General features: G+C 36.0%; 14 protein-coding genes and 1 riboswitch. Of the genes, 3 read left to right on the top strand and 11 right to left on the bottom strand.

What is annotated here, in order from left to right:
• The first annotated feature begins 262 nt into the window (after positions 1-262).
• Positions 263-1,609, top strand: coding sequence for a short-chain fatty acid transporter (locus Q9B79_RS02310; RefSeq protein WP_306182470.1), 1,347 nt, complete (start codon positions 263-265; stop codon positions 1,607-1,609).
• A 40-nt stretch (positions 1,610-1,649) separates the two neighbouring features.
• Here Q9B79_RS02310 and Q9B79_RS02305 read toward each other — a convergent pair whose 3' ends face one another.
• From Q9B79_RS02305 to Q9B79_RS02290, 4 genes are all read right to left on the bottom strand, one after another.
• Positions 1,650-2,003, bottom strand: a complete 354-nt coding sequence (locus tag Q9B79_RS02305; protein ID WP_306182469.1) for a group-specific protein — start codon at positions 2,001-2,003, stop codon at positions 1,650-1,652.
• Entirely contained in the window at positions 2,000-2,575 is a 576-nt protein-coding gene (locus Q9B79_RS02300) for an NAD(P)H-dependent oxidoreductase (protein WP_306182468.1), read from the bottom strand. The genes Q9B79_RS02305 and Q9B79_RS02300 overlap by 4 nt, the downstream gene beginning before the upstream one ends.
• A 22-nt stretch (positions 2,576-2,597) precedes the next feature.
• A complete protein-coding gene (locus Q9B79_RS02295) occupies positions 2,598-2,987 on the bottom strand; it encodes an SWIM zinc finger family protein (protein WP_306182467.1) in 390 nt (129 codons plus the stop codon).
• Between the two features lie 252 nt (positions 2,988-3,239).
• Complete coding sequence (locus tag Q9B79_RS02290) at positions 3,240-3,497, bottom strand: hypothetical protein (RefSeq protein ID WP_000171478.1); 258 nt, start codon at positions 3,495-3,497, stop codon at positions 3,240-3,242.
• Between the two features lie 101 nt (positions 3,498-3,598).
• Positions 3,599-3,697, bottom strand: a riboswitch (SAM riboswitch).
• A gap of 122 nt (positions 3,698-3,819) precedes the next feature.
• Here Q9B79_RS02290 and Q9B79_RS02285 point away from each other — a divergent pair.
• A complete protein-coding gene (locus Q9B79_RS02285; protein WP_000544998.1) occupies positions 3,820-4,011 on the top strand; it encodes a hypothetical protein in 192 nt (63 codons plus the stop codon).
• Between the two features lie 32 nt (positions 4,012-4,043).
• Here Q9B79_RS02285 and Q9B79_RS02280 read toward each other — a convergent pair whose 3' ends face one another.
• The 7 genes from Q9B79_RS02280 to rraA all read right to left on the bottom strand — a co-directional run bounded on the left by Q9B79_RS02280 (position 4,044) and on the right by rraA (position 11,640).
• The gene (locus tag Q9B79_RS02280; RefSeq protein WP_306182466.1) at positions 4,044-4,766 is read right to left on the bottom strand and encodes a YwiC-like family protein; all 723 of its coding nucleotides are present in this window, start codon (positions 4,764-4,766) and stop codon (positions 4,044-4,046) included.
• A 184-nt stretch (positions 4,767-4,950) separates the two neighbouring features.
• Positions 4,951-5,652: an ECF transporter S component gene (locus Q9B79_RS02275; protein ID WP_306182465.1), complete on the bottom strand. Its 702-nt coding sequence runs from the start codon at positions 5,650-5,652 to the stop codon at positions 4,951-4,953.
• Positions 5,625-7,286, bottom strand: a complete 1,662-nt coding sequence (locus Q9B79_RS02270; RefSeq protein WP_306182464.1) for an ABC transporter ATP-binding protein — start codon at positions 7,284-7,286, stop codon at positions 5,625-5,627. The genes Q9B79_RS02275 and Q9B79_RS02270 overlap by 28 nt, the downstream gene beginning before the upstream one ends.
• Positions 7,259-8,137, bottom strand: coding sequence for an energy-coupling factor transporter transmembrane component T (locus Q9B79_RS02265; RefSeq protein WP_306182463.1), 879 nt, complete (start codon positions 8,135-8,137; stop codon positions 7,259-7,261). The genes Q9B79_RS02270 and Q9B79_RS02265 overlap by 28 nt, the downstream gene beginning before the upstream one ends.
• A 22-nt stretch (positions 8,138-8,159) precedes the next feature.
• Entirely contained in the window at positions 8,160-8,999 is an 840-nt protein-coding gene (locus Q9B79_RS02260; protein WP_306182462.1) for a DUF4430 domain-containing protein, read from the bottom strand.
• Between the two features lie 56 nt (positions 9,000-9,055).
• Positions 9,056-10,822 carry a DUF4430 domain-containing protein gene (locus Q9B79_RS02255; protein WP_306182461.1) on the bottom strand — a complete coding sequence of 589 codons (1,767 nt, stop codon included), beginning with the start codon at positions 10,820-10,822 and terminating at the stop codon, positions 9,056-9,058.
• Positions 10,823-11,160: 338 nt separating this feature from the next.
• Positions 11,161-11,640, bottom strand: coding sequence for a ribonuclease E activity regulator RraA (gene rraA, locus Q9B79_RS02250; protein WP_306182460.1), 480 nt, complete (start codon positions 11,638-11,640; stop codon positions 11,161-11,163).
• Between the two features lie 200 nt (positions 11,641-11,840).
• Between rraA and Q9B79_RS02245 the strand changes: the two genes are divergently transcribed.
• The gene (locus tag Q9B79_RS02245) at positions 11,841-13,271 is read left to right on the top strand and encodes a YfcC family protein (RefSeq protein ID WP_306182459.1); all 1,431 of its coding nucleotides are present in this window, start codon (positions 11,841-11,843) and stop codon (positions 13,269-13,271) included.
• Positions 13,272-13,277: the final 6 nt, after the last annotated feature.

Here is a 13,277-nt window from a genome sequence, read left to right as displayed (position 1 = left end):
TTTATGCTTTCATTATAATAAGCTTTTACATTTGCATCAATTCATTTTTATATGCAATATTTCATATTGAAGAAAGAGCAACTTTTTCTGTCAAAGTGTTGATGGTACTACCCTTCTTATAAATATTTCGATTCAAAATAAAATAACGTATAGACATAGAATTTCAATCCTTTTAAATTTATCGGAATTTTCTAACTTTAAAAGGTTATCAACTAAACAACCTCGAATAATTGTAATAAACACATAAGGAGGTTGATTTATTTTGTTTCGTTCTTTTACAAATGGTTGCGTCGCCTTAGTGCAACGTTTCTTGCCAGAACCGTTTATTTTATCATGTTTATTAACTGTTTTTGTTATCTTCTTCGGCATGTTTGCAACGCACCAAACGCCGGTGGAAATGATCACTCATTGGGGTGATGGAATTTGGGGACTTCTCGCCTTTTCTATGCAAATGGCACTTGTACTCGTGACAGGATCTGCTTTAGCAAACGCTCCTCTTATTAAAAAAGGATTAACAAAAGCGGCAAAACTACCAAAAACGAATGGACAAGGTATTATTGCCATTTCAATCGTAAGTTTACTAGGGGCATACATAAACTGGGGATTTGGTATTGTTGTATCTGTTTTATATGCAAAAGAAGTAGCAAGACAGCTGGAAGGATTAGATTATAGACTAGCCATTGCCTCTTCTTACTCTGGATTTCTCATTTGGCATGCGGGGCTTTCTGCTTCTATCCCTCTTACGTTAGCAACAGGCGGAGAAACGTTAATGAAAACGACAGCTGGAAGTATAAAAGAAGCAATCCCAATCACTGAAACGTTATTCTCACCATACGCTCTCGTTCCAGTTATTATCTTTTTAGTTACGATGCCTCTCATTAATAAGGCGATGCATCCAGATAAAAAACATACAATAACAGTAGATCCTAGCGTATTCCATGAGGAAGCTGCCGCTCAAGAGGTAGGGAAAAATACGTTCGCTGAGAAAATGGAAAATAGCATCATTATTACACTTTGCGTTGGATTATTAGGTCTCATTTATATTTTCAATTACTTTTATACGAAAGGCTTTAACCTTACGCTAGACATCGTTATTTTTATGTTATTAATTGCTGGACTTATTTTTCACCGTACTCCGATTCAATATATTCGCGCTTTTTCAGACTCTACGAAAAGTGCTTCTGGCATTTTACTTCAATTTCCGTTTTATGCTGGAATTATGGGAATGATGATTGGAGCAAATAACGAAGGACTTTCACTTGGAGGAGCTATTTCGAATTTCTTTATTAGCATTTCAAACGAAACGACTTTCCCGCTCTTTACTTTTTTAAGTGCTGGCATCGTTAATATTTTCGTTCCATCTGGTGGCGGTCAATGGGCTGTGCAAGCACCCATTATGATTCCAGCTGGCGCTGAACTTGGTGTACCTGCTGCAAAAACAGCAATGGCAATTGCGTGGGGTGATGCTTGGACGAATTTAATTCAACCTTTCTGGGCATTACCGGCATTAGCGATAGCTGGTTTAGGCGCTCGTGATATTATGGGATTTTGCGTTGTGAACTTACTATATGCAGGATTCATCATTAGTCTATGTTTCTTATTTATTTAAACGAAAAGCTAGTTTTATACTAGCTTTTTTACATAATAAATCACTTATTTCCCATGCAATTTATTACGACCTCCCACTCTACATCCGTAAGATATAACGCCTCAAATGCAAAAAAATCTTCACATACTTTTTCAATTAGATGTGGATTTCCCCTCAAGAAATTCCACTGCAACGCTTTAGGAAGAAAATGCATCGCATATTCCTTACTTCCCCTTACTACTTCATCAACTTCTCTTTCACAAATTCCTCTTATTAAGTAATCATTTCTTAATTGAATCTTCATTTGTTGAAACGTTTCACTGCATTTCTTCAATTGAACTAAGCGATGAATATATGTACGAAAAAGCTCGTTATCATACTGGCAACACTTTATAATACGTTCCATTTCATTCATAATGTACGAGCCTTTTCTTCTATTTGTAATAACCACTTTTCCCGCTTCTCTCGTTTACTCGTTTTCACAGATTGAAAAACTGATCGTTTTATATCGCGAATGCCGCAAAAACGTAACACACCTCTCTTCATCATTATCCAATCCGCTGATCGATATAATAGTGCGACGTACCATAACGGTGAATCTAGCGTATTAATTACCCACGCTTTCTTACCTTTTAGTAACCCTTTCGGCAAGGCACCTTCATATTTATAAGCAAATCCAGCGACGAAAATGCGATCAATAAACCCTTTTAAAATAGCAGGCATCCCCCACCACCATATCGGATAGATGAATAAAAGCATATCCGCTTCTTCTACTAATTTTCTGTACTGAGCTGTCTCTTCTTCATTTACTAAATCACGTCTTTTCTTCTCCTCATTAAATACAAGGACTGGATCAAATTGTTCTTTATATAAATCAAGTACCGTAACTGAATGATTTGTTTCTTGTAATCCTTTTTGCACATGCTTTAAAATCGCTGCGTTAAAACTTGAAGGACTAGGATGAGCGTATACAATTAATACATTCACTACAAAACAACTCCCTCTATAGTTAAAGTTTCCCCTTCTTTAACATTTTCTCTACAATTTGCACGTTTTTCGAACTTTGTAATAAACGATTTAATACGGTAAGTAACTCTTCCTTTTCTAAATCATTCAGTTTCTCTTTCACCGTACTCTCACCAGTGCCTTGAATATCATAAACAACTGCCGCCATATGCTTACAATAGTTTTCATATGGACATTCGCAGCTACTTTCTGTAAAATCTTCAAGATCAATAATCACTTCATAGTTCCCTGCATTTCCAATAACGAAAGCAAATATTTTCTTGTCTTGTATTTCAACATCTTCTACATGTCCTTCTTCATAATATTCATAACCTTTATCCATAATGTACTTCGGAATATGCGTATATAATTCTTTTATTAAATAAGCGTACATAACAACACCGCTTCCTTTAATTCCCTTTTGACTTCCATAACCCCTGCATGTTATTCTAATAACTGTCAAATAGCAAGTCTATATGACAAAATGACTGACACCTATTCGGCGAAGGTGTCTCTTTTCATTTGCAGCCGATATGAAGTGCCTCTTTCAGGCACATTCAATCTTTGACACTACACACTCAACACCATTCCCTGTATCAGGCTGCTTAAGCAGTCTTTTACACTACATACTTCAAAAAAAGAGAGCTTAGCTCCCTTTTCTCGCCTTATAAAATACCCCTTTTTCAGTATAGAGATATTCATCAGCTAATGTAATTTTCCCATCCAGTTTCAGTTCGTCTAATAGCCTTGATAAATAAAATTGATGTAACATCTTTTTCGTGAATTTTCCTTCATGATGCGAAACGATATGTTCTTGAATATCTAACAATGATATTGGCTTATCTTGCTCTATCATATATTCATAAACTGTACTACGCAGTTTTACGTATTTTTCGAGTGTCACAGTACTTCGCAACCCCTTTCTTCTTAATATAAATTTTCGTAATCGGTTTTTTTTGCAATAAAAAAACCTCTCCGATAAGAAGAAGTTACGTATATATCTTCGTCTTATCTCCCAGAACAAATATGTTCTGCTGGAATTAGCACCTGCATCGCGGTTGCTGGGTTTCATCGGGCCAGTCCCTCCACCTCTCTGGATAAGAAAATATTCACTTAATTCTTACTATACGTAATTTCATTTTAATTGTCAAATAAATATAACAAATTATATTTTGTTTCTTACTGTTCATACTATACATATATGAACATGCAAGGAGGATTATGAAATGCACGAAAATGCTCGCGGATATGTACAAGACTCTTTTCAATCATTACAAGAAGCAAAACATTGTTTAGAAGCAGCACTACAAACTGTTGAAAAAGATTTTAATCGCGCACGTATTGAACAATCTCTTTATGCGATCGAACAAGCTATTCAACGTTGTGATTACACCGTTCATATTTTAGAACAAGATTGAAAAAACTTCCCATCATAAGGTGGGAAGCTTTTTCAAATGGCATACTTCATAATTATTACCGTTATAATTAAAAAATATACAGAATTAGCAATTTCTAAAACCCCTACTTTTATAATAGAAATCTTTTTACCGTACAACATAATTGCTCGAATGACACTCGGTATAAAAATAAGAGAACACCACGGATTGATAACAAATACGATGATTGTTAATACAATATGATACCCCCACGATATAAGCCGATACTTCGGATTATTTTTCTCGCGTATCATCGTTTTCACATAAAATGTACTTCCTAAAAAATATAAAAATGAAATAAGCGCAATAAATAATGCTGTTTTATCTATAAGTTTCATTGAAAAATAATAACTAACTAAACCACCAATACAGAAAACAATAATCGCACTCATATCATTTAATAATGCTCTTTCATTTTTTTGACGAGCGTAATACATATTTACAATAAATAATGGAATCATGAATACTACGAATAAAAGAATGCGCCATTCATATAATAGAGAAATCATTCCAAATACGAACGCAATGATAAAATATACAATTGCTGCATGTAAGTACTCTTTTTTTCGTCTTTGCTTTATGTATGTAAGAAATGGGTACGTAGCTAAATAAATAAAGAACCACGCTAAAAACAACGGAATATGATACATAGTAGGTTTCCCAAGTATGACACTTAATAGAAATGGTATAACGAGCATAGCCCATGCGCCGTGTTGCTTCGGAATAACTAACTTCATTAACTATACACCTCCTATTCGAAAACATTTCTCACCTACTATTATACAAATAATCTTATATAACAACGGAAGTATATTGGATCAATTTTTTGACAATAAAAAATGCTCCTTACAATATGTAAGAAGCATGAAAGAGGCAAACGAATATGTAAGTCGCGACCCTACCTTATATGAGTATGCTTTTCTATGCCATGTTATGCTTATCTAAAATGCCATATTTCTTTTTAAATCTTGTAAGAATCGTAATCCAAGACGTACTAAATAGTAGTAAGAAAATAACATTCGAAATCGCATGGCTCAAATCGAAATAAAAACTTGCGATATAATATGAAATGACAGCTTCCCACGTTGCCTCACGTATAAACCCGAGAAGCCCCCATAAGTTCATAATCCAGCCAAATAAAAATCCAACAAACAATCCGTATAGAAGTCTTCCCCATAGCTTTTTCATTAAAAATGTATTCCGTAATAATCCAGCTATAAAACCAATCATCCCCCAAGAAAACATTTGCCACGGCGTCCACGGACCTTGTCCTAAAAAAATGTTAGATACGATGGCGGCTGTTGCCCCGATCATAAAACCAGTTTCACTCCCAAACACGATCGCAGAAACGATAATGACAAAAGAAGTCGGCTGTACACTTGGTAAAAGAGAGAATGGTACGCGGCTAACTGCTGCAATTGCTGCTAACACAGCAACGAGAACAATTTCACGTGAAACAAACGCCTTTCTTTCAAACCGGATATAGAACGGTAACATAATAACAACTAATAAAAACAAACTACTTAACATGTAATAACCGTCCATGATAAGCGTAGTAAAGAGTAATGTGCCTATTATTACTGCAAAAATGCATATTATGAATGCAACATATCGTTTGGACACGCTTCGTACACATCCTCCCACGTTAATGCATAGGGTAACTCTTTTCGAATGAATCGATTGATAGATGTTGTATAAAAGAAGTTACCACTAAAAAATTCTTTCGGTGCATCATTCATAATAACTGCTCCATCAAATAACATCATACATCGATCCACGTATTTCGCTGCAAACTCAATATCATGCGTTGCCATTACAATTGTTGCACCTTCTTTTTGCAACTTCCTAAATAGCTCTCCTACTCGTTCTTTCTTCCATGGATCTAATCCTTTTGTCGGTTCGTCGAGTAATAATAAAGTCGGCTTTGATAATAACGTAGTACATAATGCGAGTAGTTGTTGTTCTCCCCCGCTACAATCGTGCGGATGGCGTTCTTTAAGCGAATATAGCCAAAACTGTTTTAGCATATCTTCTGCTATTTCTTTTCCTCGTTCTCCGTATAACTCACGTGCACGTTCATACACTTCTTCCCACACTGTATCAAATGTAAAATGATAGTACGGATGCTGCGATACATACCCGATACTTTTAAATCGTTCTTTCGAATCAATTTTATGTATCACTTTCCCATTCCACTTTACTTTCCCTCTTCTTGCTTTTTGTAATCCAGCTAAAATCGTTAAAAGCGTAGACTTCCCTGTACCATTTTTTCCAACGAGAGCTACCCATTTTCCTTTTTCAATCGATACGGTTAAATCTCGTAAAATATGCGGACTATTTTTTTCATATTGGAACGAAATATGCTCTGCACTTAAAATGACTTCTCGCTTTTCACTTTGTACTATTGGCTCATTCACATATGATATCGCTGAAAAGTTATTCAGTTTCATTTGCGCTTCTCGCACTGTAAACGGAATATCTTCCGCATTCCATTCTAAAAACAATCTTGGAATTTGCGGAATAAATGGACGGAATTTTTCTACTTCCCACATGTTCGCGATAACCGCTTTAGGATTTCCATCATACACGATTTGACCATTATTCATACAAATAACGCGCGTAGCAAGTGGGATCACTTCATCTAAACGATGTTCACTTAACACAATCGTAATACCCAGTTCTTCGTTAATACGTTTTAACAATCCTAAAAACTCTTTCGCAGCAATGGGATCTAACTGCGCCGTCGGTTCATCTAATAATAATAATTTCGGCTGCATAACTAATACCGCAGCTAAATTAACAAGCTGCTTTTGCCCGCCAGATAACGTATGAACAGATTGGTGCAATAAATCTTGAAATCCTAAGAAACTAATAAGCTCTGCTATTCGTTTTTGAATAATATGTGATGGTAATCCAATATTTTCTAAGGAAAATGCTAATTCTTGAATAACTGTATCCATTACGAGCTGATTTTCTGGATTTTGAAATACCATGCCAATTTCTTGAGCAGATAATAAATCAGGTACTTCCTCTAATAAAACATCATCATAGAAAATTTCTCCTGAGCGTGTACCGATTGGAAGTAATTCCTTTTTAAAATGTTTTAATAAAGTCGTCTTTCCAGAGCCTGATCCGCCGGCAAGTGTAATAAACTCTCCTTTTTGAATAGAAAGAGAAATATGCTGTAACGCGTATTCGTTTTCATCAGCATATACAAATGATAAATTGTTTATTTCTGCATGCGCCACCATATCCATTCCTTTCCTTCCATTATAATTGGTAAACTAATAAACATCGTAAGTACGACAAACATCACTCCATCGTATTGCTGAAATAGAATAGATTCAACTTTCGGATAAATGATTAACTTTCCTCCGCCATACGTACTACAAATAATAGCAATGATAAGTAGAATACTTAAATAACTGAGCGTGTACCAATCTCGCCTTTCCATTCTATACCGAATATACGTCGTTCGCTTCGTTACACCAAATCCACGAGCTTGCATAGAATCAGCTGTTTGCAGCGCATCTTCTAACGAACAAATTAATAGTACTTGCAGCAATTGCATACCATTTTTCACCCGTTCCACAATGGAACCTGCGTCTACTTGTACACCTTTTGTCTTTTGGACGAGCGTTATTTTCTGTAATCGCCTCATAAATAAAGGAACAAACCTCACTGTAATCATCGTTAACAATGCTACTTTCGGTGAGATTCTAGAAAATAAATATAAAAATTTATGACTCGAAATAATATCATTATACGAAGCAAACGTAAACATAATCGCAACTAATAATAATCCCATTACTACTCCAAACATAATCGCCTCAAGCTTAATGCGGCTATCTCCTAACCAAAATAATGTAGTTCGGCCTCTATGGGTTAATAACGAATTAAATAAAATGACCATAAAAAAGAAAACAATTGTGCTCGGTAACATCTTTCTTATCTTTTCGCTATTCCCTTGCATTATGTTTATTATAACGATCAATAGAATTGCTCCAATTAAAAAAAGAGGATGAAGACACATCATACATAGTATCATCACCCCAATATAATAGAAAAAATTCACAAAAGGATGTAAAGAAGAAAAACTTATTTTCATAGTCCTTTACCGAATGCCTTTCTTATTTTAATACATACACCCACTCGATTGTATCTCCTGGCTTAACTGTTACTACACCTGCACTATGGTTTGGAAACGCACCGTTCACACGATATTTCCATCCACTAGTAGCTGTAATATCTTTTTCATATAAATCATTAATCCCTTTTACATAAACATCGCCTTTAGATCCACTCGCATCCACATCTAAACCTGTACGTTGCAATACTTTATACACTGTATCGCCTTCTTGTACATCCATTTTTTTCGCACCTAATAAGTAGCCTTCATTACCTTTTACTGAGATCGTAACTTGTTTTGCTTGTGGTTTAGGTGGTTCTGGTACTATATCTGGTTTAGGTGGCACTGGCTTTGGAACGGGCGGAGTCGGTATCGTTTTCTCCTCTTTATTCGGATCCACCTTCTGCTCCTGCTTCGGTGTTTCTTTCGGCTGATTCACAACCTTAGCTTCTTCTTTTACTTCTGGTGCTTTCGGTTGTTGCTGCTGTTGTGGTTTTTCTTCTTGTGCTTTTTGTTGTTCTGGTTGCTTAGTAGCAGGCTGTTCCTGTTGTTTTTCTTCCTTCTTTACTTCCGGTTGTGCCTGCGGCTTTTCTTCTTTTGGCTTCTCTTCTACTTTTTGTTCTTGTTTCTCTTTCTGCTCTTCTTGCTTATTTTGCTCTTGTTCAGCTTGTTTTTCTTCCGGCTTTTCTTCCGGTTTCGCTTCATCTTTTTTCTCTTCTTGTTTTGCTACCTCTTCTTGCTTTGGTTCTACTTTCTTCTCAGACTTTACTGCTGCCTCTTCACATCCAGCAAGGAGCCCAAGTGAAAGCATTAAAGAAATAAACCACTTCATCTTACTCATGTTTTCTCTCACCTTTCATAATAAAATTAGGAGCAAATAATTGCTCCTAATTTTTGTTAAGCTGCTTTACGTCTCCATAATACATATGCAGAAGCAATACATAATACACCCATACCTACTTCTGTAGCTGCACTATGAGAAGATGCTCCTGTTTTTGGTAACGTGCTACCGTTTCCTGACTTTTTGCTTTTAATCGGTTCATTATCATCAACAACTTTTAACGTGTCATCTTTCGTTTCTTGTTGTACTTGTTTTTGTTCTTTTTGCTCTTGTGGTTGTTCAGTAACTTCTTTTTCTACTACAACATTTTCTACATCCACATTTGGTTTCTGATCGACTTCAGGAACAGATACATTTGACCAATCATAAATCGATTTTCCAATGTCTTTAAACTGAAGTAAAGCTAAAAATGCTTGCTCTGTAGCCATTCCGCTACCGTTTTGATCACTTGGTAACCATTTAAATTCACCATTTGGAAGTTGATATGACAATAGATTTTGCACTGCCTTATGTAGACGGTTTTGATCTACATCTTTCACAAGTGATAATCCAATAATTGCTTGCGCAACACTATTAGAGTTTTCTTTTCCATCAGCAGAAAAACCACCATTTTCTAGTTGTTCTTTATATAAATAGGCAACAGCTTTTTCTACAGCTGGCTTCACATCTGGTCGATCTTGATAAGGAGCTAATGCTGATAAAACCATACCTGTTACATCAACACTACTAGCACTGTCTTTACTGCTTGCGCTATCGTAAGTCCAGCCGCCATCTGTATGTTGTGCGTTTAAAAGTGCATCTACTAAAGCAACTCGATTCCATTTTGAATTCACTGGCACTTCATATTTCTTCGTATCAAATGCAAGTAAAGCAAATGTATAACCTGTAACAGAATTCACTTTATCTGATTCGTACAATTTTTGAACTAAATTATGTTCGCCAACCTTTGTAGGGTCTGCTTGCATTGCATTCATCATAATAATTGTTCTAGCTAAATCTGTCGCTGAAAAACGGTTAATGCGCTTTTCTACTTTTTCAGTGACTGACTTAACATAATTTAATTTCGCCTCAATTGGAACATTCTTTCCAGAAAGAGAAAGGCCTAAAGCTACCCAATCACTTTCAATTCCATCTTGTAACATCTTTTCAGATGTTTTTGAGATTGCTTCCTCTAATTGCTTCGCTGGAATTTGAATATTCTCTTGCTTTGGTTGTTCTGGTTTTTCATCATTTGTTTTTGGTTCTTCTGGTTTTTCTTGTTTTGGATCATCTGTCTTTGGTTTTTCTGGTTTTTCTTGTTTTGGATCATTTGTCTTTGGTTCTTCTGGTTTTTCTTGTTTTGGATCATCTGTCTTTGGTTCTTCTACAGTTTTACAAGTACCAAATTTATCTAATGTTTGCTGTAATGTTTCCTGGCTCATATTGCTCCAGTCTGAAACAAAGCGGAAAACAACAACATCTCCAGATTTTAATTTATAACTATCCGCTCCAACTTCTGCAGATTTATCATTTACATCATACAACCAGCCGCTTGTGTCCCCAGCCATTAAGCCGTCAATGCCTTTGACATACGTTCCAAACGACATCGTCTCTGCTGTTACTTTGTCCCCCATGACTTTTTGTAGCAAACTTAAAGCTGTTTCCCCATCTGTAATCTGCTCTTCTTTCGGACATAACATAATACCCTTTTGTGATTCACCAATAATTGCAAGTTTTGCTGTATTTCCTTCAGCAAACGTAATATGTACTGTATTCGCAAAAGAAACAAATACAAGTATAACTGCCATTAACGACGTAAGCAGCCATTTTTTCAACATTGCCATCCCAAAATTTCCTCCCTTACTACTATTCACACAAAAAAAGGCCCTTCAAGGGCGTGCTATTGACACTCTTTTTTTGTAAGTGTCGAACAAACTGTGCAACACCTCCGACCCGCATCATTCGCGGCTATATTTGTATAGGAAAAATAATTTTGTTTATGAACGTATCATTGTGATAACATTCACTTTTCTTGGCACTACTTACTTCCATTTCAGTTATTGTAAAACGATAAACCTATACATTCTGTTAATTTTAAATTTCTGTATTATTTTACTATTGACAAAGAATTTTGTCCATGCTTTATCCGATTTATTTTCTAAGAATAGTAACTTACTAGCCTTTAAAGATGCAAACTCTTTTTACTAATAATGACGCCATCTTCATCCGCATATACATATTCATTCGGCTTCCATTCTACTTGTCCAAATTGCAATAAAATATTCTTCTCGCCTTTCCCTTCTTTTACACTTCTATTCGGTATCGTTCCTAACGCTAATATACCAATATTAATATTCTTTAGTTCACTAGAATCACGAACATATCCATTCACAATAATCCCTGCTAGCTTTCTGTCCTCCGCAATAGCTGCCAAATTATCACCAAGTAACGCACAATTCGTGGACGCTCCGCCATCAACAACTAATACCGTTCCTTCTGGTAGTGTTTGCAATCCTGCCTTCACTAGTACATTATCATCCTTCACTTTTACCGTTGCAATTTTCCCATAAAACTGTTCCTTCTTCCCAAACGACCGAAAAGACTGACGACATATTTGTAATTCATTCTCAAACTCATCGCATAAATCCGTAGTTTTCCACATCTTTTTTCCCTCTTTTCCTTATTCTTTCTATATAATATATTCTTGAATTCTTTTCGTTTCCCTGTCTAATGTTGTAAGAATTTGTATTGCGGAAAAAGGATAGAAAAACTATTGCCTTAGGAAGCTACCTTTATTATAATCTATTTCACGGATAAATTTCGGAATATTTAAAATTAACTAAGTGAAAAAGGAGGGATTTTATGCAATTACAAACTGAGGTGAAAAAACAACCTAGTAAACGAAAGTTTAAAATGCCTGACGCGTACGTACTACTATTTTTTATTGCTTTACTTTGTGCCATTGCTACCTATTTCGTTCCTGCTGGAGAATTTAAAAGAGTTACTAACGGGACTGTTACAACGACAATACCAGGAAGTTACCATTCTGTTCCGCAATCGCCGGTAGGATTTGTTTCGTTTTTTACCGCTATTGAAAAAGGAATGACACTTGCTGCTCCTATCATCTTTTTAATTTTATTTACAGGTGGAGCTATTGCCATTCTTGAAAAAACAGGTGCTCTTGACGGTTTAATCTATCATGTGATTAACAAATTTCGTAATCAGCAATTACTTTTCATTTGTATTGTCGCTGCACTCTTTTCTATTCTCGGAACGACTGGCATTATCGTTAACTCAGTTATCGGCTTTATCCCCATCGGCATCATCGTTGCACGCACATTAAAATGGGACGCTATCGTCGGTGTAGCAATTATTTACTTAGGCACCTATGCTGGTTTTAATGCTACTATATTATCTCCCTCACCTTTAGGCATTTCACAAAAAATCGCAGAACTTCCGATGTTTTCAGGGATTGGTTTACGCACAGCAATCTATATTTCTTTTTTACTTGCTACCATCCTTTATATTAATTGGTATATAAAGCGCTTAAAAAAATCGAATAAAGGAAGCATACTCGGAGATAACTGGTTTCCAAGTAATGCTCTTTCAAGTGAGAAAGAAATAGAGAAAACAGAAGTTCCTTGGACAATACGTCACAAATTAATTTTACTCGTTTCAGCTTTATCATTAATTGCATTTTTAATAGGTGCTTTCCGTCTACATTGGACAGACGCAGAAATGACCGCTACTTTTATTTTCATCGCTATTACAGCGGGAATAATAGGTGGCATGAAAGCAAACGATATCGCTTCTACCTTTCTAGCAGGCTGCCAAAATCTCATTTACGGTGCTTTGATCGTCGGAATGGCTCGTTGTATTTCAGTCATTTTAGAACAAGGCAAATTACTTGATACAATTGTGAATCAGCTCGCACAGTCTCTCGAAGGACAAAGTCCTGTATTTGGCGTTCTCGGCATGTATGTAAGTAGTGCGGCATTACATTTCCTCATTTCATCTGGGACAGGAGAATCTGTTATTTTCATTCCGATATTAGCTCCACTTGCCGATTTCATGCACATTACACGCCAAGTTACAGTACAAGCTGTTATGCTTGGCGAAGGAGTAGTGAACTGCCTCAATCCAACTTCCGGTGTTTTAATGGGCGTTCTCGCGGCGAGCGGCATTTCTTATGGAAAATGGCTTCGATTCATGGCGCCACTTGCATTCATTTGGTTTATCATCGGACTTATTTTTCTTATTGTTGGCGTGAATATTGAGTGGGGACCGTATTAAAACTAT

The sequence above is a fragment of the Bacillus sp. MHSD_36 genome (genome assembly GCF_030757775.1).
Classification (GTDB): Bacteria; Bacillota; Bacilli; order Bacillales; family Bacillaceae_G; genus Bacillus_A.
This window is presented reverse-complemented; position numbering and strand designations above follow the sequence as displayed.

Bases quoted from the DNA above. Each gene is read 5' to 3' on its own strand.
- Q9B79_RS02305 (WP_306182469.1), bottom strand. From the start codon at position 2,003: ATGAATGAAATGGAACGTATTATAAAGTGTTGCCAGTATGATAACGAG.
- Q9B79_RS02265 (WP_306182463.1), bottom strand. From the start codon at position 8,137: ATGAAAATAAGTTTTTCTTCTTTACATCCTTTTGTGAATTTTTTCTAT.
- Q9B79_RS02255 (WP_306182461.1), bottom strand. From the start codon at position 10,822: ATGGCAATGTTGAAAAAATGGCTGCTTACGTCGTTAATGGCAGTTATA.
- rraA (WP_306182460.1), bottom strand. From the start codon at position 11,640: ATGTGGAAAACTACGGATTTATGCGATGAGTTTGAGAATGAATTACAA.
- Q9B79_RS02260 (WP_306182462.1), bottom strand. From the start codon at position 8,999: ATGAGTAAGATGAAGTGGTTTATTTCTTTAATGCTTTCACTTGGGCTC.
- Q9B79_RS02285 (WP_000544998.1), top strand. From the start codon at position 3,820: ATGCACGAAAATGCTCGCGGATATGTACAAGACTCTTTTCAATCATTA.
- Q9B79_RS02295 (WP_306182467.1), bottom strand. From the start codon at position 2,987: ATGTACGCTTATTTAATAAAAGAATTATATACGCATATTCCGAAGTAC.
- Q9B79_RS02245 (WP_306182459.1), top strand. From the start codon at position 11,841: ATGCAATTACAAACTGAGGTGAAAAAACAACCTAGTAAACGAAAGTTT.
- Q9B79_RS02280 (WP_306182466.1), bottom strand. From the start codon at position 4,766: ATGAAGTTAGTTATTCCGAAGCAACACGGCGCATGGGCTATGCTCGTT.
- Q9B79_RS02270 (WP_306182464.1), bottom strand. From the start codon at position 7,286: ATGGATATGGTGGCGCATGCAGAAATAAACAATTTATCATTTGTATAT.